This window comes from Nocardia sp. NRRL S-836, from assembly GCF_001279525.1.
In the GTDB taxonomy this organism is placed as follows: Bacteria; Actinomycetota; Actinomycetes; order Mycobacteriales; family Pseudonocardiaceae; genus Lentzea.
In genome coordinates this window covers 27,467-54,142 of sequence record NZ_LGDY01000093.1, presented here as the reverse complement: position 1 = coordinate 54,142, position 26,676 = coordinate 27,467, and the positions used below count along the sequence as shown (strand labels likewise).

Sequence of the window (26,676 nt, the reverse complement as noted above, 5' to 3'; positions counted from 1 at the left end):
CGGGCCCGGCCGGGTCGGGCCCGCGGGGTCACTTGCCGGTGATCACGTCGACGCCGAAGTACACGGCGAACAGCAGGGCCAGCCCCGTCATCAGCCAGCCGGGCCAGCGGCCTTTGCACACGCGCAGCACGACGTAGGACACGAGACCGGCGCCGATGCCGTTGGTGATCGAGTAGGTGAACGGGATGATCGCCACGGTCAGGAACACCGGGATGGTGAAATCCGCCTCCTGCCAGGGAATGCGGCGGATCTGGGTCATCATCAGCCCGCCGATCACCACCAGCGCCGGTGCCGCCGCCTGCGCGGGCACGACGGTGGCCAGCGGGGTGAACAGCAGTGCCACGAGGAACAGGCCGCCGGTGACCACCGACGCCAGGCCGGTGCGGGCGCCTTCGCCGACGCCCGCCGCCGACTCCAGGAACACGGTGTTCGGAGCGGAACCCGTGACGCCACCGGCGATCGCGCCCGCGCCGTCGACCATGAGGATCTTGCCCATGCCCTCGACCCTGCCGTCCCTGCTCAGGCCCGCCTCGTCGGACACCGACGTGATGGTGCCCATGGCGTCGAAGAAACCGGACAGCACCAGGGTGAACAGGAAGATCGTCGCGGCGATCACGCCGGCCGAGACGAAGCCGCCGACCAGGTCCACCCGCCCGAACAGGCCGAAGTCCGGCGAGGCGACGACCGACGACGGCAGCGACGGCGTCACCAGGCCCCAGCCGGAGACCGTGAACACCGAGTTCACGACGACGGCGACGACCGTGGCCACCACGATGCTGATCAGCACGGCACCGGGCACGCCGCGGGCCATCAGCACGACCATCAGCAGCAGGCCGAGGCAGAAGACCACGATCGGCCAGCCGCTGAGGTGGCCGTCGACGCCCATCCGCACGGGCACCGTCGACCCCACGGCGTCCGGCGTGCGGGTCACGAACCCCGCGGACACCAGTCCCACCAACGCGATGTAGAGGCCGATGCCCACGGTGATCGCGATCTTCAACGGTTCCGGGATCGCGTTGATGATGCGTTCACGGACACCGGAGGCGGCCATGACCACGATGCACACGCCCTCCAGCACCACCAGGCCGAACGCCTGCGCCCACGTCATCGTCGGCGCCATCTGGAACGCCACCACGCCGTTCACGCCGAGGCCCGCGGCGATCGCCAGCGGCGCGTTGCCCACCAGGCCCATCAGCACCGTCATCACACCGGCCGCGAGCGCGGTGGCCGTGGTGATCTCGGCGATCGTGAGCTTGGCACCGGTGACGTCGGCGGAGGCGCCGAGGATCAGCGGGTTGAGCAGGACGATGTAGGACATCGCGACGAACGTCGTGATGCCGCCGCGCACCTCACGGCCGAGCGTGCTGCCGCGTTCGGAGATGCGGAAGAACCGGTCGAGGGCAGACGACTGCCGGGTCCGTAACTGGGTCATGACGGCCTTTCCCATGCCGGTGGGCGCGTTCCAACGCCGGAACGCAGTGGGGCGATGCGAGCTCCGGTCAGCGGTTCGGGCTTGTGGCCGCTAGTAGTCGATGCGGGTCGCGAGTGACGTCCACGCTGTGAACGGGGCGTTGTCCTCGCCGGTGGAGATCTGGTGCACGGGCAGGTCCCACTCGGCGCGGGGCCTGCTGAACAGGTCGTAGAACTCGCGGTCGTCGAACCCGGCCGCGGCGGCGTCGTCCCGGTCGGCGGCGTAGACCACGCGGTCGACCCGGGCCCACAGGGCGGCGGAGAGGCACAGCGGGCACGGCTCGCACGAGGAGACGAGCACGCACCCGCTCAGCCGGAAGTCGCCGAGCACCTGGCAGGCCGCGCGGATCGCGACGACCTCGGCGTGGGCGGTGGGGTCGAGCGACGGCGTGACCTGGTTGACGCCGGTGGCGACGACCGAGCCGTTCCGGACGATCATCGCGCCGAACGGGCCGCCACCGGAGGCCACGTTGCGGGTGGCCAGGTCGATGGTGGCGAGCAGGTGTGCGTTCACAGCGGGGAGCTCCAGGAGTCAGGTACCGGTGAGGTGTTCCGGGCGGACCGGGACGCGGGTGAGCGCCAGGCCGGTCGCCGCGCGGATCGCCGCCACGATCGCCGGGGTCGACGAGATGGTGGGCGGTTCGCCGACGCCGCGGATGCCGTAGGGGGCGTGCGGGTCGGCCAGTTCGAGCACGTCGATGCTCATCGGCGGCATGTCGAGCACGGTCGGGATCAGGTAGTCGGTGAACGACGGGTTGCGCACCTTTCCGCCCGTGGTCTGGATCTCCTCCATCACGGCGAGGCCGAGGCCCTGCGCCGAACCGCCCTGGATCTGCCCGACGACGGCCTGCGGGTTCAGCGCCTTGCCCACGTCCTGGGCGCAGTCCAGCGCCACCACGCGCACCAGTCCGAGGTCGACGTCCACGTCCACGACGGCGCGGTGGGCGGCGAACCCGTACTGCACGTGCGCGTTGCCCTGCCCGGTGGCCGGGTCGAGCGCTTCGGTGGCGCGGTGCCGCCACTCGACCGTCTCGTCGATCACCTCGTCGCCGATGTCCGAACGGTCGTTCAGCCGCTCGCGCACGGCCAGGCACGCGGCCCGCACCGCGCCACCGGTCACGTACGTCTGGCGGGAGGCGGAGGTGGAGCCGCCGTTGCCGATCGAGGTGTCCATCGGCAGCACGGTCACGGTCTCGATGCCGAGCTCGGTCCGCACGATCTGCTGCATGATCGTCACCAGGCCCTGGCCGACCTCGCACGCGGCGGTGTGCACGGCGGCGACCAGCTCTCCGTTGACCATCGAGACGCGCACCCGTGCCGTGGAGTAGTCGTCGTAGCCCTCGGAGAAGCAGATGTTCTTGATGCCGACGGCATAGCCGACGCCGCGCACGACACCCTCGCCGTGCGTGGTGTTCGAGACACCGCCGGGCAGCTCGCGGATGTCGGACGACATCCCGGCCGGCAACGGCTTGTCCTGCACCAGTTTCAGCAGCTGCGCGACCGGTGCCGCGGAGTCGACCACCTGCCCGGTCGGCATCACCGAGCCCTCGGTCATCGCGTTGCGCACGCGCACGTCCACCGGGGACATCCCCAGCGCCTCGGCCAGTTTGTCCATTTGGGACTCATAGGCGAAACCCGCCTGCACGGCACCGAAACCACGCATCGCGCCGCAGGGCGGGTTGTTCGTGTAGACGCCGTAAGCGTCGACCGTCACGTTGTCGACCTCGTACGGGCCGACGCCCAGCGTCGCCGCGTTCGCCACGACCGCCGGAGTCGAGGACGCGTAGGCGCCGCCGTCCAGGTACATCTTCGTGCGGACGTAGACCAGCTTGCCCGTGCGGTCGGCGCCGTGCTCGTAGTACAGGACGGCCGGATGCCGGTGCACGTGCCCGTAGAACGACTCCTCGCGGTTGTAGACCATCTTGACCGGCTTGCCGGTGTGCAGCGCCAGCAGACAGGCGTGCACCTGCATCGACAGGTCCTCGCGGCCGCCGAACGCACCGCCGACACCGGACAGCGTCAGCCGCACCTTCTCCTCCGGCAGCCCCAGCGCCGACGCCACCTGCGAGCGGTCGACGTGCAGCCACTGCGTGGCGATGTACAGGTCGACCGACCCGTCCGCCGCCGGCACCGCGAGCCCGGACTCCGGCCCGAGGAACGCCTGGTCCTGCATCCCGACCTCGTACCGCCCGGTCACCACGACGTCGGCCGTGACGTCCTGCGAGCCGCGCCGGATCGGCACGTGCCGCACCAGGTTCCCGCCGGGGTGCAACGGCGTGTCGTCGACCGCGGTTTCCATGTCCACCACGGGTTCGAGCACGTCGTAGGTGACGACGATCTTCTTCATCGCCCGCAGCGCGGTCTCCGGGTGGTCCGCGCCGACCAGCGCGACCGGTTCACCCTGGTACCGCACGACGTCCACGGCCAGCACCGGCTGGTCCTTGTGCTCCAGGCCGTACAGGTTGCGGCCCGGCACGTCCGAGTGCGTCAGCACCGCGTACACGCCCGGCACCTTCAGCGCCTCGGTCAGGTCCACCGACACGATCCGGGCGTACGGGTGCGGTGAGCGCAACGTCGCGCCCCAGATCATGTCCTCGTGCCACAGGTCCGACGCGTACGCGAACTCACCGCGCACCTTGAGGTTGCCGTCGGGGCGTTGCGGTGACGTCCCGATGCCACCCGACACCGCGGAGGTCAGTTCGGCGGGGGTGAGGGTCATCGCGCAGCCTCCTGGAGCTTCGCACTGGCGGTGGCGAGGTCACGGGCCAGCTCGCCGGTCGGTGCCGTCCGCAGGACCCCGTCCCGCACCACGACCTCACCGCCCACGAGCAGCAGCTTCAACGGCGGGGGAGAGCCGAGGACCAGTGCGGCCACCGGGTCCGCGATCCCCGCGTGGTCCAGACCGGACAGGTCCCACACGGCGAGGTCGGCGAGCTTGCCGGGCTCGACCGAGCCCAGCGCGTCGTCACGGCCCAGCACCCTGGCCCCGCCCATCGTGGCCATCCACAGCGCCGTGCGGGCGTCCATCGCGCCCGGCCCACCGCGCTGACGTGCCTGGTACAGCGCCGAACGCAGCTCCACGACCAGCCCACCGTCCTCGTTGGACGCGGCGCCGTCGACGCCGAGCCCGACCGGGGCGCCCGCGTCCAGCAGGTCGCGCACGGGCGCGATGCCGGTGCCCAGCCGCCCGTTGGACGTCGGGCAGTGCGCGGAGCCCGTCGAGGTCGCCCCCAGCCGCTTCACCGCCGCGGCGTCGAGGTGGACGGTGTGCGCGAGCCACACGTCCGGCCCGAGCCAGCCGAGCTGCTCGGCGTACTCCGTCGGCGTGCACCCGTTCTCCGCCCGGCACTGCTCCCCCTCGTCCAGCGTCTCGGCGAGGTGGGTGTGCAGGCGGACCCCGTGCCGGCGCGCCAGGGCGGCGGCACCGGTCATCAGCTCCTTCGACACCGAGAACGGCGAACACGGCCCCACCGCCACGCGGACCAAAGCGTCATCGGCCGTGGAGTGGTGGTCGCGGATCGCCTGCTCGGTCGCGACGAGCGCGGCCTCGGTCTCCTCGACCAGGTTGTCCGGCGGCAGCCCGCCGGAGGACTGGCCGCGGTCCATCGACCCGCGGATCGCCTCCAGCCGGATGCCGATCCGCCGCCCGGCCGACACCAGCGCGTCGAACACGTCCCCGCCACCGGACGGGAACACGTAGTGGTGGTCGGCGGCGAGCGTGCAGCCCGTGAGCGCGAGCTTCGCCAGGCCGGCCGAGGCCGCCGCGTGCGTGACGGTGTCGTCCAGCCCGCGCCACACCGGGTACAGCGCGGTCAGCCACTCGAACAGGGTGGCGTCGGTCGCGAGCCCGCGCGTGGCCCACTGGTAGAGGTGGTGGTGGGTGTTGATCAGCCCCGGCGTGACCAGGCACGACGACGCGTCGACGTACGTGTGCGGCCCGGCGGGCGCAGGCGCGGGGCCGGGGCCGACCGAGACGATCCGGCCGCCGTCGACCACGACGTGGCCGGAGCGGTGCTCGGTCCCTGCCGAGTCCACCGTGGACACCGCGCAGCGGTCCAGGACGATCATCGGCGTGCCGCCGCGAGCCGCACGGCGTCCAGGATCTTCTCGTACCCCGTGCAGCGGCACAGGTTCCCGGCCAGCGCCTCCCGGATCTCCGGGTCCGACGGCGCGGGCACCCGCTCCAGCAGGTCGTGCGCCGCCACCACGAGACCGGGCGTGCAGAACCCGCACTGCACCGCGCCTGCCTCGACGAACGCCTCCTGCACCGGGTCGAGCCGGTCACCGTCGGCGAGCCCCTCGACCGTGCGCACCTCGCGGTCCTGCGCCTGCCCCGCGGCGACCAGGCACGCGCACACCGGCACGTCGTCCAGGTACACCGTGCACGAACCGCACTCGCCCTGCTCGCAGGCGTTCTTCGAGCCGGGCAGCCCGAGCCGCTCGCGCAGCACGAACAGCAGCGACTCGCCCTCCCACACGTCGTCGGCCTGGCGCTGCTCGCCGTTGACCGTCACGTTCACGCGCATGGCTGCTCCCGGTCCTCATCGTTTCCGGCACGAAGTTCCTGCCAAGCCCACCCGAGCGTCCTGCGCGCCATGACGGCCAGCGCGTGCCTGCGGTACTCCGCCGACCCGCGCACGTCGTCGATCGGCGCCGCCGCCGACGCCACCAGCTCGCCGAACCGCCGCTTCACCGAGTCCAGCAACGGCGCGGGGGAGGCGAAGTCCAGCTCGCCGGCCAGGAACTCCTCGGCCTCGTGCGCCCGCCGCGGCGTCGGCGCCGCCGACCCGACCGCCGCCCCCACCCGGTTCTCCGCCGGGTGCAGCGAGAGCGCGAACGAGCACACCGCGATCACCATGGCGTTGCGCGTGCCGACCTTGGAGAACTGCTGTGGCCCCTTGGCAGGCGCCAGGTGCACGGCCACGATCAGTTCGTCCGGTTCCAGCGCGTTGCGCTTGACCCCGACGTAGAAGTCGGCGGCCGGGATCATCCGCGTGCCGCGTGTGGAGGCCACCTCGATGACCGCGTCCGACGCCAGCAGCACCGGGTGCGTGTCCCCGGCGGGGGAGGCGGCGCCCAGGTTGCCGCCGACCGTGCCGCGGTTGCGGATCTGCGGCGACCCGACGGTCCGCGACGCCATCGCGAGGCCGGGGTGCACGTCACCGAGCTCGCCGATGATCCGCGCGTACGGCACGCCCGAGCCGATCCGCGCCCGTTCGACCGTGCGCAGCTCCTCGATCCGGGTCAGGTCGAGCAGCGCGGCCGGCCTGCGGTGGTCGAAGTTCAGCTCCACCATCACGTCCGTGCCACCGGCGATCGGCACGGCCTCGGGACGCGCGGCCTTCAGCTCCAGCGCTTCGGCGAGCGTGGAGGGTCGGAGGAAGTCCATCGTCAGCTACCTCGGTAGGTGGAGTAGGCGAACGGCGAGAGGAGCAGGGGCACGTGGTAGTGCTGCGCCGGGTCGGAGTAGTCGAAGGTGAGCACGACCTCGGGGAAGAACGGCGCGGCCTGCGCCGTGTCGAACACCAGCCGGTAGACCCCGGCCTCCAGACCGTCACCCCATCCGGTGATCCGGCCGTCGGCGTTCGTCCGCGCGGAGCCCACCTCGGTCCCGTCGCGGCGTTGCAGCGACACGGTGATGCCCGCGAACGGCCTGCCGCGTGCGGCGTCCAGCACGTGCGTGGAGATCGTCACTCGCCCTCCCATCTGGTTGTGAGCCAGTACACAGACTCGGACGTGCGGGTCTCTACGGCGTGACACATGAATGAGGAGGTTCCTACACGTAACGAATTTGTGCTTTCCTACAAACACGATTGGACGAGAGTGACCCCATGTTGCTGCTGCGGACGTTGCTCGGCATGACGGAACTGCGGCTGAGCCTGCAGACCGGTGCGGACCAGCTCGACCGCGCGGTGACCCGCGTGTACGGAACCGAGCTGCCCGACCCCAGCCGGTACCTCTCCGGCGGTGAGCTGGTGCTGTCCGGCCTGTTGTGGCACCACGGCCCGCAGGACTCCGAGACGTTCGTCCGCTCACTGGCCGCCGCGAACGTGGCGGGCCTGGCCGCGAGCGAGCCCCACCACGACCACCTCCCGCCCGACCTCGTGACCGCCTGCGAACGCCACCACGTGCCGTTGCTCGAAGTCCCCGTCGACCTGTCGTTCGCGACGATCACCGAACGCGTCTCGGCCGAGCTCGTCGGGCTGAGCCGTCACCGCCGCCTGCTCACCGTCGTCGCGGAGGGCGCCGGCCTGCCCGCACTGCTGCTGGCGGGCAGCCACGAGCTCGGCGCGCCGTGCTGGGTGCTCTCGACCACCGGCCGGGTCGTCGCGGGCGGCGAGCTGCCCGGCCGGGTGAACCTGGTGAAGGAGTTCCTGCAGGCCGACCGGTTGCCGAAGACGATCAGGGGCACCACGCTCGTGCCGGTCTCCGAACGCGGTGGCAACCGGCTCACGAGCTGGGTCCTCGTGGTAGCGGGCGAACCCCAGCACGAGGCCGCCGCCGAGCTCGCGAGCCTCGTCGCGCTCGAACGCCTCCGCCAGGCCCAGGGCCGCCAGATCGAGAACCGCACCGCCGCGCCGTTGCTCACCGCCGTCCTGCACGCCTCGGCCGACCTCGACTCCCGCCTCGCCGCCGCCGGTCTGGAGCACGCCCGGCTGCGCGTCGTCAGCGCCGTCACCAACGACCAGCGCACCGACCTCGCCACCGCCGTGCTGGAGGAGGCGCTGCCGCGGGCGCTCGTCACCGCGGCCGGCGACACCGTCTACGCCATCGCGAAAGCCGACGACTCGGTGCCCGACGAGGTCCGCACGGCGCTCAAGGTCATGGAGCCGGGCCTCGGCTCGTCACGGGTGCTCGTCGGGATCAGCTCGCCGGTCACCGCACGCGGCCTGCGCGGCGCGGCGGAGGAGGCGGCCCACGCCCGCAGGCTCGGCGAACGCCGCGGCGGCCGCACGTGCGTGGTCGCGGGCGAGGAGATCGCGCTGCACCAGCTGCTCCTCGCGGGCGTGCCGGAGGAGCTGCGGACGTCGTTGCGGCGCAGGCTCCTCGGGCCGGTGCTCGACTACGACGCCGAACACGGCTCCGACCTGGTCGGGACGCTCAGGGTGTTCCTGGACCGCGGCGGGTCGTGGACCGCGGCGGCGCAGAAGCTGCACGTGCACGTGAACACGCTGAGGTACCGGGTGGGCCGGGTGGAGGAGCTGCTCGGCGTCGACCTGGCGGAGTTCGAGGTGCGCGTCGACCTGTTCCTCGCGCTGCAGGCCGGTCAGTTGTCAGCCTGACGGCTGATCCTGGTCGAGCCTTCAGGCTGATGCCCACGCACGGCCGTGTTTCCTACCGTTCCGGGACATGAGAACCGTGCTCGCCGCGTTGCTGCTGGTGTTGTGCGGCTGCGCGGTGAGCACCGACATCCGGCTCGTCGTCGAGGGGCCGGGTACGGCCGACCGGCTCACCTACACGGTCCCCGGCGAGGAGGAGCGGACGCTCAGGAACCCCGACGTGCCGTGGCAACGCACGGGCGCGCGCAAGGGACGGGTCGTCGTGCGGCTGGAGGGCGTGCACGGCGAACTGACCTGCAAGATCATCATCAACGGCCGTCAGGTGAAGACCGCGACCTCCACCACCGGAGCAGCGCTCGCGTGCGATCACTCTATGGCCGTCTGATGTAAGCGGGGGAAAGACCGTAGCTTCATCTGCTCGGGGAGGTTACGGGTGATGAGTGACGTTTTGGCTGGTAGGACGGTTGCGGGCGGGTTTCGGCTCAGAGGCCCGCACGGCATTCCGGCGCAGTACCGGCCACCTGCCCCGCCCAAGCACTTCGTCGGCCGCGAGAGAGAGCTCGAACGGTTGCGGCCCAACGGGGTGACGGTCGTCAGCGGCCCCGCGGGAGTGGGCAAGACCGCGCTGGTCCTCAAATGGCTGCACGACCACCGCACCGGCGACCAGCTCCACGTCGACCTGACCGTGCGCGAACCGGCCGAGGCCCGGCTGGGCCGCCTGCTGCAGGCGCTGCGCCTGGACGGCGTCGCCCCCGCCGACCGCGCGGCGGCGTTCCGCTCGATCGTCGGCAAGCGGAAGATCACCCTGGTGCTGGACAACGCGAGCAGCACCGACCAGGTGGCACCGTTCCTGCCCGCGTCCGGCACGGTGCTCGTGACGAGCCGCGCGAAGCTCGACCTCGACGCGGCCCACGTGGAGCTCGAACCGCTGACCGACGAGTCCGGCAGCCTCGCGCCCCTGCTCGACCTGTCCTATGTGGAGCTCCCGGAACGGCAGGCCCGGCTGTACCGCCTGTGCGCGTGGCATCCGGGAACGCACTTCGACGTGCCCGAGGCGGCGGCGATCGCGGGCGAGTCGGAGTGCGACGTCGAGGACGCGCTGGACGACCTGGTGGAGAAGGCGTTGCTGACGGAGGTGGGCGATGACGCGTTCCGCTTCCATGACCTCGTGCGTGCTCATGCGCGCGCGAAACGCCATATAAGTTAATGGCGTTCTATGCGATCTAACGCCATTGCTCATCGCTGAACGAACAAGGCGGCCATTTAACGGTTGTCCACAGCGGGTGGTCCCATTCGGGAATCCGATTCGGTCTTATCCTTCGCGGCATGCCGAAGGATTTCCGGGCCACGACGCTCGAACGCGCCATCGGGCGGCAGCTGGCCGGGTGGCGGGACGAGCGGCAGCTCAGCCTGACCGAGGCCGGGCAGCGGGTGGGTTTCAGCAGCGCCAAGTTGTCCATGATGGAGAACGCGGTGCAACCGTCCGCCGTGCTCGACATCATGGCGCTCGGATACGTCTACCAGGTACCGGCCGTGGAATGGCAGGCCGTGGTGCGACAGGCGCAGTATGCGGAACAGGTGCGCGCGCTCGGCAATGTCACGGTGTTCGACCCGGCCGCCGATTTCGCGAATCTTGTGTTCGAGGCAACGGTGTTGCGAACGTTCACGACCGATCTCGTCCCGACGCTGTTCCAGCTCGCCGACTACGCGAAAGCAGTGGTGCAGCCCGACGACCCGCCGCGGGCCGAGCGGCAGGCGGCGATGCGGGAGGCGTGGGCCGGCCGGGTCGGCGGCCGGGACCCGCTGACCGTGCAGGCGGTGTGCTCGGAGTCGGTGCTGCGCCCCGTGATCGGCGGGCCGCGCGTGATGAAGGCGCAGCTGCTGCACCTGATGGAGCTGAGCGAGCTGGACACCGTGTCGCTGCGCGTCCTCCCGCACAGCGCGGGCGCCCACCCGGCGATGGGGGCGCCGTTCACGTTGCTCAGCTTCGCGCACCGGCAGCACAACGACGTCGCCTACTTCGAGACGTTCGTCAAGGGCGAGTACGTCGAAGAGCCCGCACAGACCGAGGGGTGCGCTCGGCGGTTCACGGCGTTGAGCGCGCTCGCGTTGGGGGAGGGCGAGTCGCTGGAGCTGATCGCGGAGGCCGCGGCCGAGCTGTGAGGCGGTGGATCGCCACGTTGGTCGGGCCGGACGCGAACCAGTGGTCGTTGCGATCTCCGATCACGTCAGCGACGCGTGACGCCTCCGCGAGGTGGTCGCGAACGCTCCGGTGATCTTCCGAGGTGGCCGCGCCGACCGCTCCCTTGAACATGAGCGAGCCGTACACGCTGCAAGCGTCCGGGCTACCGAGCCGCGATCGGAGCACGTCCCGCTCGGTCTGCGAGTAGACGAACGCCCGCTCGACCGTCATGCGCAGGTGCCGCGCGTCGACCCGGCGGTCTCCGGAATGCCGAGCAGCCCTGCGATGCCGTCCTAGCGCAACATCGCCGCTTGGATCTCGGGCACGACGTTGGGCGCGGTGCCGATGCCCTCCCGGCCGTCCGATCGCGCCCGCCTGCGGTGGTACGCGATGCGCTCGCCGACGGTGCATCCAGCGCGCCAACGACGGCCGGTGGGCGAGTCGCCGGAGCTGATCGCGGAGGTCGCGGCCGAGCTGCGAGCCGTCCCCACCAGCGTTGATGTCGGGTTGCTGAGAAAAGTCCGAATCCCTCCTGACCTGCGCCAGGATCGGAACGGCACCCCAATCCGACTCCAGGAGGCGGCATGTACCGCAGATTCGGTGTCCTGTTCGCGGCGGTTCTGGGCGTCACCCTCGCCGCTGCCGCGCCGGCCACCGCGGACGCGTCCCAGCAGCACGGGCGGTTTCCCGCGGAGTTCTCCCTGCCTGACGGGTGGCAGCCGGAGGGCATCGCGATCGCCGGCACCACGGCTTACTTCGGCTCACGGGCCGACGGGTCGATCTACGCGGCCGACCTGCGCACCGGTAAGGGCGCGGTGCTGGCTAAGGGGCCTGGCACGCCGTCGCTCGGCATGAAGGTCGATGAGCGCCAACGGTTGTGGGTCGCGGGCGGCGTCGGTGGTGACGCACGGGTCTACGACACGCGCACGGGGGCGTTGCTGGCGAAGTTCCAGTTCGCGACCACGGACACCTTCGTCAACGACGTCGTCCTCACCGACAACTCGGCGTGGTTCACCGACTCGCGCAAGGCGGTGCTCTACCGGGTGCCGTTGAGCCTGAAGCCGCACTCGACGCTGAACCTCACCGGCGACCTCGTCGTCACCCCCGGCGCGACGAACCTGAACGGCATCGAGACCGGACTCGACGGCGGCTTGATCGTCGTGCAGAGCAACACCGGAATGTTGTTCCGCGTCGACCCGCGCACCGGCAAGACCGCCAGTATCGATTTGAACGGTCAAACACTCACCAATGGTGACGGACTGTTGCGAGAGGGGCGGCAGTTGTACGTGGTGCAAAACCGGCTGAACAAAGTCGCGCGATACACGCTGGGTCGTGACGGCGCGACCCTGACGGCGGAACGGACGGACGCGCGGTTCGACGTGCCTACGACGGTCGCCGCGTTCGGAAAGCGCCTCTACCTGCCGAATGCCCGGTTCAGCACGCCGCCGACGCCGGAGACGACCTACACCGTCGTCGCCGTCGAACGTCCGCGGAACTAGGCCGTACGGGGGTTCTTGCGTTGTGAGAACCCCCGTAGTGGGTGTTGCGACGCTCACCTGACTGGGTAGCCTGCGACCGCGTACAGCACGTGATCGCTGCCATTCGGTGACGAAGATCCTCATTTGTTACCATTTTGCAGCCGAAGGGGTGACTTGGGTAACCCGCAGCGCTAGCCGTGGGACACAGGAGACGAAGAGCGCTGTGAACGAGAAGAGCGGTTACACACCGACCAACTACCGGACCATCAGGTCGCGGCTGGCCGGGGTGGTCGTCGTTCCCAGCGTGGTCCTGCTGGTGATGTGGGCGGTCTTCTCCTCGTACACCGTCTTCGACAGCTTCTACCTGCGCTCCGCCGCCGCCGGCGTGAAGGACGCGACGATCCCCTCGGTGCAGGCGTTCGTGGGGCTGCAGAAGGAACGTCAGCTGAGCCTCGTGCTGCTGAGCAGGTCCGGTGGCACCGACGTGGCGGCGTTGCGGCAGCAGCAGGAGCGGACCGACGAGTCGGTCACGAGGATGAAGGCGGCGCTCGCGGAGCTCTCCGACGGCGCGCCGCAGGACATCGTCGACCGGATCAACGCGCTCGACACCGTGCTGGGTGAGCTCGGGCAGCACCGCACGCGGGTCGAGGCGGGCAACGCCAACCCGCAGGAGGTCTACGACTACTACAACAGCCTCGTGGACGCGGGGGTCGCGCTGTTCGCCCGCCAGGCGCGGCTGGTGCCCGACGCCGAGGCCGGGCAGTCCACCGTGCACGCCGTCACGATCTTCCAGGCCGCCGACTGGATGTCCCGCGCCGCCACGATCGGTTCGCGCGGGCTGCTCAACAAGGCGTTCACGCCCGCCGAGCGGGTGGAGTTCGTTCGGCTGATCGGCGCGTATCACGCCGGTGTGGACGCCACGATCCCCTTCGCGTTGCCGCAGCCGCGCCAGCAGTACGACGCGCTGCGCACCAGCTCCGAGTACCGCACGCTGGTCGACCTCGAAGGCCGCCTCATCAACAGCGACGGCGGCGTCACGGACCAGCAGTGGCGGGCCGCCGCCGGTCCGGTGCACGAGAAGCTCGTCGCGATCGCCGTGCGGCAGGCGGAGGACGGCACGAACCTGGGACTGGAGAAGGCCAACAGCCGGGTCACCGCGGTGCTCATCGGCAGCCTGATCGCGTTGCTGGCGGTCGTCGTCGGCATCGTGCTCGCGTTGCGCATCTCGAACCGGCTGGTCAGCAGGGCGCTGGTCACCCGCCTCACGTCGCTGCGCGAGGACACGCTGCGGCTCGCGCAGGAACGGCTGCCGCACATCGTGGCGCGGCTGCGCGGGGGCGAGCAGGTGGACGTGCACCGCGACATGCCGCCGCTGGACTACGGCAACGACGAGATCGGCCAGGTCGCCGACGCGTTCAACACCGCGCAGTACACCGCCGTCGCGGCCGCGGTGAAGGAGACGCAGGCGCGTGAGGGCGTGAACCGGGTCTTCCTCGACATCGCCCACCGCAACCAGGGCCTGGTGCACCGCCAGCTCAAGATCCTCGACAAGCTGGAGCGCGAGGAGGAGAACCCCGAGCAGCTCGACTCGCTCTTCCAGCTCGACCACCTCGCCACCCGCGCGCGCCGCAACGCCGAGAACCTGATCATCCTCGCCGGCGAGCAGCCGGGCAGGCAGTGGCGCAAGCCGGTGCGGCTGAGCGACGTGCTGCGCGCGGCGGTCGCCGAGACCGAGCAGTACGTGCGGGTCAAGGTCAACCCGGTGCCCGACCGCGCGCTCGTGGGCGTGGCCGTCGCCGACACCATCCACCTGCTGGCCGAGCTGATCGACAACGCGACGGCCTTCTCCTCACCGCGCTCCGAGGTGGTCGTCCACTCCAACGCCGTGCCGCACGGGATCGTGATCGAGATCGAGGACCACGGCCTGGGCATGACGCAGGAGGAACGCCTGCAGGCCAACGCGAAGCTCTCCAACCCGCCGGACTTCGAGACCATGGCGTTCCGCGGCGAGTCCCGGCTGGGCCTCTTCGTGGTCGCGCGGCTCGCGGCCCGGCGCGGCATCAAGGTGGAGCTCCGCGACTCGCCCTACGGCGGCACGGTCGCCCTGTGCGTGCTGCCGCCGCAGCTCGTGGCACCGCACAACACCGCGGGCGACATCACCGAGACCACGCAGATGCCGGTGCGGTCGTTCCACGACCAGTACCACGGCCACGTCGAGGAACACCCGAGCTTCCCGCTGAAGCGGCCGCCCGTGCCGGACGCGGCCGTGACCCCCGCGCCCGCTCCCGAACCAGAGGTACCCGCGGACGAACCCAAGACCCCGGCACCGGCCTCGGACGGGAAGCCCCCGCTGCCCCGCAGGAAGAAGCGGCAGAACCTCGCGCCGCAGCTCATGCAGTCCGACGACGTGTCACACGCTGAACCGATGACCGGTGAAAGGTCGGCCGAGCGAACTCGAGACGGGCTTGCCGCGTTCCAGCGCGGCACCCGCGACGCGCGGCTGACCGACGACTGGAGATCAGAAGGAGCCCCCTCGTCATGAAGGACAAGACCAGCCAGCACGGCGAACTCAACTGGCTGCTGGAGGACCTCATCCAGCGGGTGGTCGGCGCCCGGCACGCGGTCGTGCTGTCGGCGGACGGACTCCTGCTCGGCCGTTCGGCCGGGCTCTCGCGCGACGACTCGGAACACCTGTCGGCGATGGCGTCGGCGTTCCAGTCGCTCGCCCGCGGCACCGGGCGCCACTTCGGCGGCGGCGCGGTGCGGCAGACCATCGTGGAGATGGAGCACGCGTACCTGTTCGTCACGGCGGCGGGACACGGTGCGTGCCTGGCGCTGCTCGGTGAAGAGGACGCGGACATGGGCATGATCGCGTACGAGATGAACATGCTGGTCAAGCGGGTGGGCACGTACCTCTCCTCGGCCCCGCGCGCAGAAACGGCGACCGTGCCCTCGGCACGAGAGTCGCGCTGATGTCCGCGCGTGAGGACTGGTGGTACGACGAGGCCGCGGGGCCGCTGGTGCGGCCCTACGCGATGGTGCGCGGCCGCACCCGGCCGAACGCGCCAAACCTGCATCTGGTCACGCAGGTCCGAGCCTCCTCGTATACGTCCGACCAGACGTCGCTGACGGTCGAGCACCGCGAGATCATGTCGTTGTGCGCACGCCCTCTTTCGGTCGCCGAGGTGGCCGCCTACCTCGACGTCCCGCTCGTCGTGGTCAAGGTGCTGCTCTCGGACCTCATCGAGCGCGGTGACGTGATCGTGCAGAACTCCGCTCCGCAGGTTCCCGACCGGGATCTCCTGCAGGCCGTACTGGATGGTGTTCGTGGGATCTGACGACCAGCTGACCGTGCCGACCTCGGTCAAGATCGTCATCGCGGGTGGTTTCGGCACCGGCAAGACCACCATGGTCTCGTCGGTCTCCGAGATCCCGCCGCTCAAGACCGAGGAGCTGCTCACCGAGGCCGGTGTGCACGTCGATGACCTGGCCGGCATCGAGGGCAAGGACACCACGACGGTGGCGCTCGACTTCGGGCGCATCACCATCAACGCCAGCGTGGTGCTCTACCTGTTCGGCACGCCCGGCCAGAACAGGTTCTGGTTCATGTGGGACGAGCTGGCCCACGGCGCGATCGGCGCCGTCGTGCTGGTGGACACGCGGCGGCTCGACTCGTCGTTCCCGTCCATCGACTTCTTCGAGCACCGCGGCATCCCGTTCGTCGTGGCGGTCAACTGCTTCGACGGCGGGCAGCTGTACACCGTGGACGAGGTGCGGCACGCGCTCGACCTGGACGACGCGATCCCGGTCGTGCTGTGCGACGCCCGCAACCGCGAGTCGAGCAAGACGGTGCTGGTCGGGCTGATCCAGCACTCGATGAGCCGGCTGGCGCCCGCCTGAGGGCCAGGCCGCCCGCCTGCGAACGCACACGGGGACCTTTCGCACCGTCTGAGAGTGCGAAAGGTCCCCGCGTGCGTCCTACTTGGCGTAGTTGTGGAACCCGCGGCCGGACTTCTTGCCCAGCAGGCCCGCGTCCACCATGCGCAGCAGCAACGGCGGCGGCGAGTACAGCGGCTCCTTGAACTCCTCGTACATCGACTCGGCGATGGCCTTCGTGGTGTCGAGGCCGATCAGGTCGGTCAGCCGCAGCGGCCCCATCGGGTGGGCGCAGCCGAGCACCATGCCGTTGTCGATGTCGTCGGCGGAGGCGAAGCCGGACTCCAGCATGCGGATCGAGGAGAGCAGGTAGGGGATCAGCAGCGCGTTGACCACGAACCCGGCGCGGTCCTGCGAGCGGATGACCTCCTTGTGCAGGGTCCCGCGCACGAACGCCTCCGCGCGTTCCTGCGTGGTGGCGCCGGTCAGCAGCGACGGCACGATCTCGACGAGCTTGAGCACCGGCACCGGGTTGAAGAAGTGCACGCCGATGACCTGCTCGGGCCGGTTCGTGGCCATGCCGAGCTTCATGATCGGGATCGAGCTGGTGTTGGACGCGAAGATCGCGTCCTCGTCCCGCACGACCTTGTCCAGCGCCGTGAAGACCTCGGTCTTGACCTGCTCGTTCTCCGCGACCGCCTCGACCACGAACTGCCGGTCGGCGAACTCGCCGATGTCCGTGGTGAACCGGATCCGCCCGATCGCCGCGTCCCGCTCCTGCTCGCTGAGCTTGCCCGCCTTGACGCCCCTGGCCAGCGACGAGGCGATCCGCCCCTGCGCTGCCTCGGCCGCGTCCGCGTTGACCTCGACGACGATGACGTCGAGGCCGGCACGGGCGCTCACCTCGGCGATCCCGGAGCCCATCAGGCCGGAACCGACGATTCCCACACGTTGAATGTCACTCACGCGCCCGATCCTGCCACGACCTGCTCGAACCGACGTGGTGCTGGTCCGAATGGGGGCCGGGGGTGGCGTCCGTCCGTTCGGGTCCGCACGATAGTGGCCTGCTACTCACGGCAGGGGGAAGGACATGGACGACAGACACCTCGCCCGCATCGCTGTCAGCGTGCCCTCCGCGGGCGTGCACCAGCTGCTGGCCGACCGGTTCCGGGGCACGCCGGTCGGGGCCGCGCTCAGCCGCGGGGAACCACTCGGCGGCGCCGAGCTCGACCACGTGGTGAACGCGGTCGCGGGGGAGATGGACCGCGACGAGAACTTCGCGAACGCGCTGCGGTACCACGTGTACAACGTGGACAACAGCGGTGACCTCCGGAACTTCCAGGCCGGGCCGGGCGCCCGGATCAGGCAGACGAAGCGCTACTGGAACATCGGGAACGTCAGGGTCGGCACCGGTGGCCTGGTGACCGGTGCGGCACTGCTGGTGGTGCTGCTCGGCGGTGGCACGGCCGCCGTGGTCCTCAACGCCCAGAGCCCGGTGGCCCTCGCCGCCGCAGTCGGCAGGTGGGAGCAGCCGGCCAGCACCCCCATGCAGGGCTTCGAGACCACGCCCACCGTGCTGACCATCACGGAGTCGGGCGAGTTCACGTTCTCGACGGGGCTGACCATGCAGCCGCCGCCCGGCTTCCCCCAGGACCGGGCCCAGCCCTCGGGCATCAGGCTGGACTGCCGCGGCACCGTGACGCCCGACGGCGACCAGTTCACGTTGCGCACCACGGCCGGCCCGTGCGGGACGTTCAGCGCCAAGCCCACCGCGGACGGCACGATCATGGACGTCTTCCTGCAGAACGGGTCGGCGGACGGCTCGACGGCGTTGCGCAAGAGCGGCTGAGCCGACGGCCGCACAGCCCGTGACCGGGGCTCAGGCGGCCGGGTGGTCCAGCACCCGTTCCACGAGCGCCGTGTCGCAGTGCTCGACCAGCTCGCTGATCTTCCCGCCGGTCACGCGCAGGACGAAGCAGTACGTCTGGTGGTACCGCTCACCCCGCGTGGTCGTGCCGTGGCCGCGGGCCTGCACGACCACGCGGTCCTCCTCGGCGATGACGAGGTCGGCCGCGAGGCGGTAGTCCGTGAACTGGGCCATCAGCGGTCGCAGCAACCCGCCGAGCGCGACCTCCTTCGGTCCCCAGCTGCCCGACCACGACCAGCCGCCGGGGAACACCCAGTGGAAGTCGTCGGCCATCGCCTCGGTCAGCGCGGCCGTGTCGCCCCGTGCCACCCGGTCGAAGACGTCCTGGACCAGCCTCTTGTTCTCCGCGGTTCCCATGTGGACGACGTTAGGCAGTGGGGAGCTATGCGACAAACGACGGTCTCGCATGTGTGCTATCACTTCTGAGCATGGGTGAGTTCACGGTCGTCGGGCTGCGGCTGGTGCGCGAGGCGGCGCGGCACGGGTCGTTCTCGGTCGCGGCCGAGCGGCTGGGCTACACGCAGTCGGCCGTGTCCCGGCAGATCGCGCTGATGGAGCAGGCGGCCGGTCAGGCGCTGTTCGAGCGGCAGGCCCGCGGGGTGCGGCTGACCGAGGCGGGCCGGGTCGTCGTCCGGCACGCCGACGCGGTGCTCGGTGAGCTGGACGCCGCCCGGCAGCACCTCCAGGACCTCGGCGCCCAGCCGGCCGGTCGCCTGCGGGTCGGCGCGTTCCCGACCGCCATGGCGGTGCTGGTGCCCAATGCCATCGCCGCACTGGGCAGGACGGCGCCGCGGACCCGTGTGACGGTCCGGGAAGGACTGAGCCCCGGCCTGCTCGCCGCCGTCGGGCGCGGCCGCCTCGACCTCGCGGTCGTGACCCCGGCCGGTCCGCCACCGCAGGGCGTCGAGGTGACGCCCCTGCTGGACGACCCGCTCTTCGTCGCGACGGCGCTCGGCCACCCCTTCGCGGGCCAGCCGGCCGTGACCGCCGAGGCGCTCCGCGACCAGCGGTGGATCGCGGGCAGCGCCGAGCCCGGCACCACGCTGCTGGGTGGCTGGACCGAACCGGCGTGGGAGCCGCACATCGCTTACGTGGCACGGGACTGGGTCGCGAAGCTCGGTCTCGTCTCGGCCGGTCTGGGCGTCACGGTCGTGCCGGGCCTGGTCGTGCCGGCGTTGCCGCCGTCGATCGCCGTGGCCCGCGTGGACCACCCCGCGGCGGTGCGCGGCACGGCGGTCGCCCACCGCGCCGGCCACCGGCCCGCGCGGGAGTTCGTCGAGCTGCTCGGGGACGCCACCGCCGAGCTGGTCGTCCGGCTCCGCCGGCACCAGCGCCCCTGAGCCACGCCTCAGACCGAGTCCAGGTCCCGTTCGATCGCGGCCAGTTCCTCCGGCGTGCCCTGGACCTTGGGGCCGGTGAACCACTTCCGCGCGGAGGCGAGCCACCAGATGCCCGCGAAGCCGAGCACCACGAGCACCGCGATCGGCGTGTAGTTGAACGTCTTCGCCGTCACCGGGCTCGCCTGCGGCAGCATGAACAGCACGGTGATGAACACGACCCACGCCACCGCCACGACCCCGACGGGCTTGCTCCACCTGCCCAGGTGCCACGGCCCGCGGTCGAACCGGTCGCCCTGCAGCAGCCGCAGCAGCGTGGGCAGCACGTAGGCGATGTAGAGCCCGATCACCGCGATCGACGTGACCGCCGCGTACGCGGTCGCGTTCCACAGGTACGGCAGGCCGAGCACGAACGCGCCGCCCGCGGCCAGCCAGATCGCGTTGGTGGGCGTCCGGGTGCGTTTGTTGATCTTGTGCCAGACCCGTGACGCGGGCAGCGCGCCGTCACGGGAGAACGCGTAGATCATCCGCGAGTTCGCGGTGACCGACGACATGCCGCAGAACAGCTGGGCGCCGATCGCGATCAGCAGCAGCAGCTTGCCGCCCGTGAGCCCGAGCGCGTCGATGAAGATCTGGGCCGGGGGCACGCCCGTCGAGCTCGTGACGGCGCCGTCGTAGTCGCGGATGGCGAACGTGATGCCGACCAGCAGCACCCAACCCGCGACCAGCGACACCACGATCGACATCACGATGCCGCGCGGGCCGCTGCGCGCCGCGTCGTGCGTCTCCTCGGTCATGTGCGCCGAGGCGTCGTAGCCGGTGAACGTGTACTGCGCCAGCAGAAGGCCGAGCATGCCGACGTAGAACGCCGACGACCAGCCGGTGTTGTTGACGAAGTGCGTGAAGACGAACGAGGCGGACTGGTGCTCCGACGGCAGGACCACCAGCGCGCCGACGATGACGAGCACGCCGGCGATGTGCCACCACACGCTGATGTCGTTGAGCAGCGCGACGAGCTTGACGCCGAACGTGTTCAGCAGGCCGTGCAGGACCAGGACCACGCCGAAGATCAGGATCGTGTGCGGGGGCGTGGCGGCGTAACCGAACTGCAGGTCGAGGAACGCGTTGATGAAGAACGCGGCACCGAAGTCGATGCCCGCCGTCACCGCGACCTGGCCGAGGAAGTTGAACCAGCCGGTGAACCACGACCAGGCGGCGCCGTTGCTCGGCGCGAGCTTCGCCGCCCAGTAGTACAGCCCGCCCGCTGTCGGGAAGCTGGAGCAGACCTCCGCCATCGCAAGACCCACGACCAGCGTCATCAGGCCGACGAACGGCCAGCCCCACACGATGAGCGCGGGACCACCGGTGTTCATGCCGAAGCCGTAGAGGGTCAGGCAGCCGGAGAGGATCGAGATGATCGTGAACGACACGGCGAAGTTGGAGAACCCGGACATCGTCCTGGACAGCTCCTGCGCGTAGCCGAGCTCGTGCAGGCGCTGTTCGTCGGCGGACCGCGGGGTGGTGGCAGGACTGTCTGCTCCGTCTGCTTCGTGGCTCATCGGCGTCCTCCTCATTTGGACTCCGTCCAGTCCTTTAGACGAAGGCTGAGGGTGGCGCCGGTCACCCCGTGGTGTCAAGATGATGCCGCCAATGGCTCGCAGACAGACCTTTGGAGGAACGCGGGATGCTGACCGTCGAGGAGTTGCGCGCGGCCGTGGACACCGGGGAGATCGACACCGTCCTGGTCGCGATCGTGGACATGCAGGGCCGCCTGCAGGGCAAGCGCTGCGCTGCCCGGTACTTCCTCGACGAGGTGCTCGGCCACTCCGCGGAGGGCTGCAACTACCTGCTCGCGGTCGACGTCGAGATGAACCCCGCGAGCGGCTACGCGATGTCGAGCTGGGAGCGCGGGTACGGCGACTTCGTGATGAAGCCGGACCTCGCGACGCTGCGGCGCGTGCCGTGGCAGGAGGGCACCGCGCTCGTCATGTGCGACGTCGTCTGGGAGAACGGCGACCCGGTCGTCGCCTCACCCCGGCAGGTCCTGCGCAAGCAGCTCGACCGGCTCGCCGAGCTCGGACTCGACTGCTACGTCGGCACCGAGCTCGAGTTCATCGTCTTCGACGACACCTACGAGCAGGCCTGGAACGCCGGCTACCGCAACCTCACGCCCTCCAACCAGTACAACGTGGACTACTCGCTGCTGGGCACCGCACGCGTCGAACCGCTGCTGCGGGCCATCCGCAACGGCATGACGGGCGCGGGCATGGTCGTCGAGTCGGCCAAGGGCGAGTGCAACCCCGGCCAGCACGAGATCGCCTTCCGCTACACGACGGCGTTGCGCACCTGCGACCAGCACGCCATCTACAAGAACGGCGCCAAGGAGATCGCGGCACAGCAGGGCAGGTCGCTGACGTTCATGGCGAAGTACAACGAACGCGAGGGCAACTCCTGCCACATCCACCTGTCGCTGCGCTCGAAGGACGGCGAGCCGGTCTTCGCGGAGGGCCACGGCATGTCGGAGCTGATGAAGCACTTCCTCGCGGGCCAGCTGGCCGCGCTGCGCGAGCTCACCTACTTCCTGGCACCGAACATCAACTCCTACAAGCGGTTCGTGGAGGGCTCGTTCGCGCCGACCGCCGTGGCGTGGGGCCGCGACAACCGCACGTGCGCGCTGCGGGTGGTCGGCCACGGGCAGTCGCTGCGGTTCGAGAACCGGGTGCCCGGCGGCGACGTGAACCCGTACCTGGCGGTGGCGGCGCTGATCGCGGCCGGGCTGCACGGCGTCGAGCGGAAGCTGGAGCTGGAGGACGAGTTCGTCGGCAACGCCTACGCCTCCGACCGCCCGACCGTGCCGACGACGCTGCGCGACGCGGCCGACCTGCTGGCGGGCAGCGAACTCGCGCGCGACGCGTTCGGCGCCGAGGTCGTCGACCACTACCTCAACGCGGCGCGGATCGAGCTGAAGGCGTTCGACGCCGCGATCACCGACTGGGAGAAGGTCCGTGGCTTCGAACGCCTCTGAACGCGGGGCTGACCGCGGTGCTGAGCGTGGACCCGGCCTTGGGTCGGGACGTGGGTCCGAACGCGGCGCTGAACGCGGGCTGGCACACGACGGTGAGCGTGGTGTGGAACGCGGCGCCGAGCGTGGGCCCGGCGCGAGGTCGGGACCCGGGTCCGAACCCGGCGCTGTGCGCGGGTCCGGAAGTGGCGCTGAGGACGCGGCACGCCGCAGCACCGAACGTGGGCTGGCTCATGGCGCCGAACGTGGGCTGGCGCACGGCACCGAACGCGGGTTGGCGCACGGCACCGAACGCGCGCTGTCCCATGGCACCGAACGCGCGCTGCAACGTGGCGCTGAGCGCGAATCTGACCATGGTTCCGAACCCGGCTCGGTACGTGGCTCGGCACGCGGCTCGGGACGTGGCGCTGAGCGCGTGGCCGCACGTCGGCCGGACCCCGGCACTGAACCGATCCCGATTGGTCCCCCTCCGGGGGGTCTGCGCACCCCAGTCCAATCATCGCAGGCAGGTACGACAATTCCGCCCCTCATCGGCATCAGCACGTACCTGGAGCGCACGCGCTTCGGCCACTGGGACGTGGAGGCCGCCGTGCTCTACCGCGGCTACCTCGACTGCGTGGTGCGGGCCGGTGGCAACCCGGTGATGCTGCCGCCGGTCGGCACGTGGACCGCGCAGACCATCGGGTTCCTCGACGCGCTGGTGATCGCGGGCGGTGCCGACGTGGACCCCGCCACCTACGGCGCCGAGCCGGACCCGCGCACCGGGGCGCCGCGGCGCGACCGAGACGAGGCCGAGTTCGCGTTGGTGGAGGCGGCGTTGGAGCTCGGCCTGCCGGTGCTCGGTGTGTGCCGCGGCATGCAGGTGCTCAACGTGGCGCTGGGTGGCACGCTGCACCAGCACATCGAGGGCCACAACCCGGCGCCGGGCGTGTTCGAGCACACGAGCGTGGACGTCACACCGGGCTCGCGGCTGCACGCGGTGCTGGGTGACCACACGACCGTGCAGTGTCACCACCACCAGTCGCTGGACCGGGTCGCGGACGGTCTCCGGGTCACGGCCACGGCGCCCGACGGGACCGTCGAGGCCGTGGAGCTGGACGGTGCGCGGTTCGTCGTCGGCGTGCAGTCGCACCCGGAGCAGGACATCGAGGACCTGAGGCTGTTCCAGGCCCTGGTAGACGTGTCAAGGAGAGAAGCGTGACCTTCGACGTCATCAACCCGGCCACCGAGGAGGTCGTGCGGTCCGTCCCGCACACCACCCTCGACGAGACCGATGCCGCGATCGCCAAGGCGCACAGGGCGTTCGGGAGCTGGCGGGCCGTCGCGCCCGGTGACCGCGCGCGGCTGCTGCGGAGGTTCGCGGAGCTGGTCGACGCGCACAACGAGGAGCTGGCGCGGCTGGAGGTCGAGAACTCCGGGCACACCATCGGCAACGCCCGCTGGGAGGCCGGCAACGTCCGCGACGTGCTGCAGTACTACGCGGCCGCGCCGGAACGGTTGTTCGGCAAGCAGATCCCGGTCGCAGGCGGGCTCGACGTGACGTTCCACGAACCGCTCGGCGTCGTCGGCGTGATCGTGCCGTGGAACTTCCCCATGCCGATCGCCGGCTGGGGGTTCGCGCCCGCGCTGGCCGCCGGCAACACGGTGGTGCTCAAGCCCGCGGAGCTCACGCCGCTCACCGCGATCCGGCTCGGCGAGCTGGCCAGGGAGGCGGGCATCCCGCAGGACGTGTTCCAGGTGCTGCCCGGCAAGGGCAGCGTCGTCGGCAACCGGTTCGTCACGCACCCGTTGGTGCGCAAGGTCGTCTTCACCGGGTCGACCGGGGTCGGCAAGCACGTCATGGCGGGCTGTGCCGACCAGGTGAAGCGGGTGACGCTGGAGCTGGGCGGCAAGTCGGCGAACATCGTGTTCGCGGACTCCGACCTGGAGCAGGCGGCCGCGACGGCGCCGTACGGGGTGTTCGACAACGCCGGGCAGGACTGCTGCGCCCGCAGCCGGATCCTGGTGCAGGAGAGCGTCTACGACCGGTTCATGGAACTGCTGGAGCCCGCGGTCAAGGGGGTGAAGGTCGGCACCCCTGGCGACGAGGCGACCGAGATGGGACCGCTCATCTCCGCGGCGCACCTGGGCAAGGTGGCGTCCTACGTGCCGGACGACGCACCGGTCGCGTTCCGCGGGACGGCGCCGGACGGGCCGGGGTTCTGGTTCCCGCCCACGGTCCTCACGCCCGGTTACGACGACCGCACGGTCACCGAGGAGATCTTCGGCCCGGTCGTCGTCGTGCTGCGGTTCACCGACGAGGACGACGCCGTCCGGATCGCGAACGACTCCGAGTACGGCCTGTCCGGCTCGATCTGGACGCGGGACGTCGGCCGCGCGATCCGGGTGTCGCGGGCGGTCGAGGCCGGCAACCTGTCGGTCAACTCGCACTCGTCCGTCCGCTACTGGACGCCGTTCGGCGGTGTGAAGCAGTCGGGGCTCGGCCGTGAGCTCGGCCCGGACGCGCTGGACGCCTTCACCGAGCTCAAGAACGTCTTCATCGCGACCTGATGCTGGCGAATCCGGAACACACACGAGGAGACTCAGAAATGGTGCAGCGACTCGAGGGCCGCGTGGCCGTCGTGACGGGTGGCGGCAGCGGCATCGGACTTGCGACCGTGCGCCGGTTCGCGAGCGAGGGCGCGAAGGTCGTCGTCGCCGACGTCGACCCGGCGAGCGGCAAGGCGGCCGCCGACGAGGCGGGCGGGCTGTTCGTCCAGGTCGACGTGACCGACGAGGAACAGGTCAAAGCGCTGTTCCAGACCACTGTGGACACCTACGGCAAGCTGGACATCGCGTTCAACAACGCCGGCATCTCGCCGCCCGACGACGACTCGATCCTCACGACGGGCATCGAGGCGTGGGAGCGCGTGCAGAAGGTGAACCTCACGTCGGTCTACCTGTGCTGCAAGTGGGCGATCCCGCACATGCTGGCCAACGGCAAGGGCTCCATCATCAACACGGCGTCGTTCGTGGCGACGATGGGCGCGGCGACCTCGCAGATCTCCTACACGGCCTCGAAGGGCGGCGTGCTCGCGATGTCACGTGAGCTCGGCGTGCAGTTCGCCAGGGAGGGCATCCGCGTGAACGCGCTCTCACCCGGCCCGGTCAACACGCCGCTGCTGCGGGAGCTGTTCGCGAAGGACCCCGAGCGGGCCGCGCGGCGCCTGGTCCACGTGCCGCTGGGCCGGTTCGCCGAGCCGGCCGAGATCGCCGCGGCGGTGGCGTTCCTGGCGAGCGACGACTCGTCGTTCATCACGGCGTCGAACTTCCTCGTGGACGGCGGCATCGCCGGCGCGTACGTGACGCCCCTCTAAGAGAAGCAGCACGGCAGATGATGGAACACGCGCAGGAGGCGTTGTTCCGCCCGGTGCGGGCGGGCAACGCCTTCGAGGAGACCGTCGAACGGCTCATGCAGGCCATCCGGCTCGGCGTCGTCGCGCCGGGGGAGCGGCTGCCGTCCGAACGGGAGCTGGCCACCCGGCTCGGCGTGAGCCGGGTGACCGTGCGCGAGGCCATCAGGTCGTTGCAGGAGAACGACTACGTCGAGTCGCGCCGGGGCCGCTACGGCGGCACGTTCGTCACCGGGCAGATCCCCGAGCCCGCTCCCGGCAAGGAGGTCGGCGACGTCCACGACGCGCTGACCGTGCGGAAGGTCCTGGAGACCGGTGCGGCCGAGGAGGCGGCCGGCCGGTCGCTGGGCCCGGAGGAGCGCCGCGGCCTGCGGGCACGCCTGGAGGAGGCGTCCACCGCGGCGCTCGCCGACTACCGCCGCAAGGACTCCCGGCTGCACCTGGCGATCGCGGAGGCCACCGGTTCTGCCTCGCTCACCGCGGCGGTCGCGGACTCGCGGATGCGGGTCAACGAGCTGCTCGACACCATCCCGCTGCTCGAACCGAACCTCGCCCACTCCAACGCCCAGCACGAACGCATCATCGACTCCATTTTGGACGGAGACCCGGCCGCAGCGCGCCGGGAGATGGCCGAGCACCTCGACGGGACGGCGTCGCTGTTGCGGGGCTTCCTGGTCTGAGCGCTCGGACGGGCCGGTCCGGCGGCCCTCCG

The 26,676-nt window shown here is 70.7% G+C and carries 27 protein-coding genes; 16 read left to right on the top strand and 11 right to left on the bottom strand.

What is annotated here, in order from left to right; genetic code table 11:
* Positions 1–28: 28 nt before the first annotated feature.
* The 7 genes from ADL03_RS16290 to uraH all read right to left on the bottom strand — a co-directional run bounded on the left by ADL03_RS16290 (position 29) and on the right by uraH (position 7,164).
* On the bottom strand, positions 29–1,432 hold the full coding sequence (locus ADL03_RS16290) for an NCS2 family permease (RefSeq protein WP_053734402.1): 1,404 nt from the start codon (positions 1,430–1,432) through the stop codon (positions 29–31).
* Positions 1,433–1,522: 90 nt separating this feature from the next.
* On the bottom strand, positions 1,523–1,984 hold the full coding sequence (locus tag ADL03_RS16285) for a nucleoside deaminase (RefSeq protein ID WP_197288374.1): 462 nt from the start codon (positions 1,982–1,984) through the stop codon (positions 1,523–1,525).
* 18 nt (positions 1,985–2,002) lie between these two features.
* A complete protein-coding gene (locus tag ADL03_RS16280; protein WP_053734308.1) occupies positions 2,003–4,189 on the bottom strand; it encodes a molybdopterin cofactor-binding domain-containing protein in 2,187 nt (728 codons plus the stop codon).
* A complete protein-coding gene (locus ADL03_RS16275; RefSeq protein WP_053734307.1) occupies positions 4,186–5,538 on the bottom strand; it encodes an 8-oxoguanine deaminase in 1,353 nt (450 codons plus the stop codon). The genes ADL03_RS16280 and ADL03_RS16275 overlap by 4 nt, the downstream gene beginning before the upstream one ends.
* Complete coding sequence (locus tag ADL03_RS16270) at positions 5,535–5,996, bottom strand: (2Fe-2S)-binding protein (protein WP_053734306.1); 462 nt, start codon at positions 5,994–5,996, stop codon at positions 5,535–5,537. Before ADL03_RS16270 ends, ADL03_RS16275 begins: the two co-directional genes overlap by 4 nt.
* Positions 5,987–6,859 (bottom strand): xanthine dehydrogenase family protein subunit M, encoded by an 873-nt coding sequence (locus ADL03_RS16265; RefSeq protein WP_053734305.1) that lies wholly within the window; start codon positions 6,857–6,859, stop codon positions 5,987–5,989. Before ADL03_RS16265 ends, ADL03_RS16270 begins: the two co-directional genes overlap by 10 nt.
* A 2-nt stretch (positions 6,860–6,861) precedes the next feature.
* Complete coding sequence (gene uraH / locus ADL03_RS16260; RefSeq protein ID WP_053734304.1) at positions 6,862–7,164, bottom strand: hydroxyisourate hydrolase; 303 nt, start codon at positions 7,162–7,164, stop codon at positions 6,862–6,864.
* 137 nt (positions 7,165–7,301) lie between these two features.
* Between uraH and ADL03_RS16255 the strand changes: the two genes are divergently transcribed.
* From ADL03_RS16255 to ADL03_RS16240, 4 genes are all read left to right on the top strand, one after another.
* Positions 7,302–8,753: a PucR family transcriptional regulator gene (locus tag ADL03_RS16255; protein ID WP_053734303.1), complete on the top strand. Its 1,452-nt coding sequence runs from the start codon at positions 7,302–7,304 to the stop codon at positions 8,751–8,753.
* A gap of 67 nt (positions 8,754–8,820) precedes the next feature.
* The gene (locus ADL03_RS16250) at positions 8,821–9,135 is read left to right on the top strand and encodes a hypothetical protein (protein ID WP_157528803.1); all 315 of its coding nucleotides are present in this window, start codon (positions 8,821–8,823) and stop codon (positions 9,133–9,135) included.
* A 51-nt stretch (positions 9,136–9,186) separates the two neighbouring features.
* Positions 9,187–9,957, top strand: a complete 771-nt coding sequence (locus tag ADL03_RS16245) for a hypothetical protein (protein ID WP_157528801.1) — start codon at positions 9,187–9,189, stop codon at positions 9,955–9,957.
* 119 nt (positions 9,958–10,076) lie between these two features.
* The gene (locus ADL03_RS16240; RefSeq protein WP_053734300.1) at positions 10,077–10,913 is read left to right on the top strand and encodes a helix-turn-helix transcriptional regulator; all 837 of its coding nucleotides are present in this window, start codon (positions 10,077–10,079) and stop codon (positions 10,911–10,913) included.
* Between the two features lie 312 nt (positions 10,914–11,225).
* Here ADL03_RS16240 and ADL03_RS16235 read toward each other — a convergent pair whose 3' ends face one another.
* Positions 11,226–11,423: a hypothetical protein gene (locus ADL03_RS16235; RefSeq protein ID WP_053734299.1), complete on the bottom strand. Its 198-nt coding sequence runs from the start codon at positions 11,421–11,423 to the stop codon at positions 11,226–11,228.
* Between the two features lie 93 nt (positions 11,424–11,516).
* Here ADL03_RS16235 and ADL03_RS16230 point away from each other — a divergent pair, with 93 nt between their 5' ends.
* From ADL03_RS16230 to ADL03_RS16210, 5 genes are all read left to right on the top strand, one after another.
* Positions 11,517–12,431, top strand: coding sequence for a hypothetical protein (locus ADL03_RS16230; protein WP_053734298.1), 915 nt, complete (start codon positions 11,517–11,519; stop codon positions 12,429–12,431).
* A gap of 202 nt (positions 12,432–12,633) precedes the next feature.
* Positions 12,634–14,952 carry a nitrate- and nitrite sensing domain-containing protein gene (locus ADL03_RS16225; RefSeq protein ID WP_063798594.1) on the top strand — a complete coding sequence of 773 codons (2,319 nt, stop codon included), beginning with the start codon at positions 12,634–12,636 and terminating at the stop codon, positions 14,950–14,952.
* The gene (locus tag ADL03_RS16220; RefSeq protein ID WP_053734297.1) at positions 14,949–15,383 is read left to right on the top strand and encodes a roadblock/LC7 domain-containing protein; all 435 of its coding nucleotides are present in this window, start codon (positions 14,949–14,951) and stop codon (positions 15,381–15,383) included. The genes ADL03_RS16225 and ADL03_RS16220 overlap by 4 nt, the downstream gene beginning before the upstream one ends.
* A complete protein-coding gene (locus ADL03_RS16215; protein WP_053734296.1) occupies positions 15,383–15,748 on the top strand; it encodes a DUF742 domain-containing protein in 366 nt (121 codons plus the stop codon). The genes ADL03_RS16220 and ADL03_RS16215 overlap by 1 nt, the downstream gene beginning before the upstream one ends.
* Entirely contained in the window at positions 15,738–16,310 is a 573-nt protein-coding gene (locus ADL03_RS16210; protein WP_255353369.1) for an ATP/GTP-binding protein, read from the top strand. Before ADL03_RS16215 ends, ADL03_RS16210 begins: the two co-directional genes overlap by 11 nt.
* A 78-nt stretch (positions 16,311–16,388) precedes the next feature.
* On the opposite strand, the gene ADL03_RS16205 is transcribed toward ADL03_RS16210, so the two are convergent.
* The gene (locus ADL03_RS16205) at positions 16,389–17,252 is read right to left on the bottom strand and encodes a 3-hydroxybutyryl-CoA dehydrogenase (protein ID WP_053734294.1); all 864 of its coding nucleotides are present in this window, start codon (positions 17,250–17,252) and stop codon (positions 16,389–16,391) included.
* Between the two features lie 124 nt (positions 17,253–17,376).
* Between ADL03_RS16205 and ADL03_RS16200 the strand changes: the two genes are divergently transcribed.
* Entirely contained in the window at positions 17,377–18,135 is a 759-nt protein-coding gene (locus tag ADL03_RS16200) for a hypothetical protein (protein WP_053734293.1), read from the top strand.
* 30 nt (positions 18,136–18,165) lie between these two features.
* Here ADL03_RS16200 and ADL03_RS16195 read toward each other — a convergent pair whose 3' ends face one another.
* Complete coding sequence (locus ADL03_RS16195; protein WP_053734292.1) at positions 18,166–18,570, bottom strand: nuclear transport factor 2 family protein; 405 nt, start codon at positions 18,568–18,570, stop codon at positions 18,166–18,168.
* 71 nt (positions 18,571–18,641) lie between these two features.
* On the opposite strand from ADL03_RS16195, the gene ADL03_RS16190 reads away from it, so the two are divergent.
* Complete coding sequence (locus tag ADL03_RS16190) at positions 18,642–19,553, top strand: LysR family transcriptional regulator (protein ID WP_053734291.1); 912 nt, start codon at positions 18,642–18,644, stop codon at positions 19,551–19,553.
* 8 nt (positions 19,554–19,561) lie between these two features.
* Here ADL03_RS16190 and ADL03_RS16185 read toward each other — a convergent pair whose 3' ends face one another.
* The gene (locus ADL03_RS16185) at positions 19,562–21,109 is read right to left on the bottom strand and encodes an amino acid permease (protein ID WP_053734290.1); all 1,548 of its coding nucleotides are present in this window, start codon (positions 21,107–21,109) and stop codon (positions 19,562–19,564) included.
* A gap of 125 nt (positions 21,110–21,234) precedes the next feature.
* On the opposite strand from ADL03_RS16185, the gene ADL03_RS16180 reads away from it, so the two are divergent.
* The 5 genes from ADL03_RS16180 (at position 21,235) to ADL03_RS16160 (ending at position 26,644) form a co-directional block, all read left to right on the top strand.
* A complete protein-coding gene (locus tag ADL03_RS16180) occupies positions 21,235–22,575 on the top strand; it encodes a glutamine synthetase family protein (protein ID WP_053734289.1) in 1,341 nt (446 codons plus the stop codon).
* Between the two features lie 526 nt (positions 22,576–23,101).
* The gene (locus tag ADL03_RS16175; RefSeq protein WP_053734400.1) at positions 23,102–23,773 is read left to right on the top strand and encodes a gamma-glutamyl-gamma-aminobutyrate hydrolase family protein; all 672 of its coding nucleotides are present in this window, start codon (positions 23,102–23,104) and stop codon (positions 23,771–23,773) included.
* Positions 23,770–25,122, top strand: coding sequence for an aldehyde dehydrogenase (locus tag ADL03_RS16170; RefSeq protein WP_053734288.1), 1,353 nt, complete (start codon positions 23,770–23,772; stop codon positions 25,120–25,122). Before ADL03_RS16175 ends, ADL03_RS16170 begins: the two co-directional genes overlap by 4 nt.
* Positions 25,122–25,928: a 3-oxoacyl-ACP reductase gene (locus tag ADL03_RS16165; protein ID WP_231641923.1), complete on the top strand. Its 807-nt coding sequence runs from the start codon at positions 25,122–25,124 to the stop codon at positions 25,926–25,928. The genes ADL03_RS16170 and ADL03_RS16165 overlap by 1 nt, the downstream gene beginning before the upstream one ends.
* Positions 25,929–25,945: 17 nt before the next feature.
* Entirely contained in the window at positions 25,946–26,644 is a 699-nt protein-coding gene (locus ADL03_RS16160; protein WP_197288373.1) for a FadR/GntR family transcriptional regulator, read from the top strand.
* Positions 26,645–26,676: the final 32 nt, after the last annotated feature.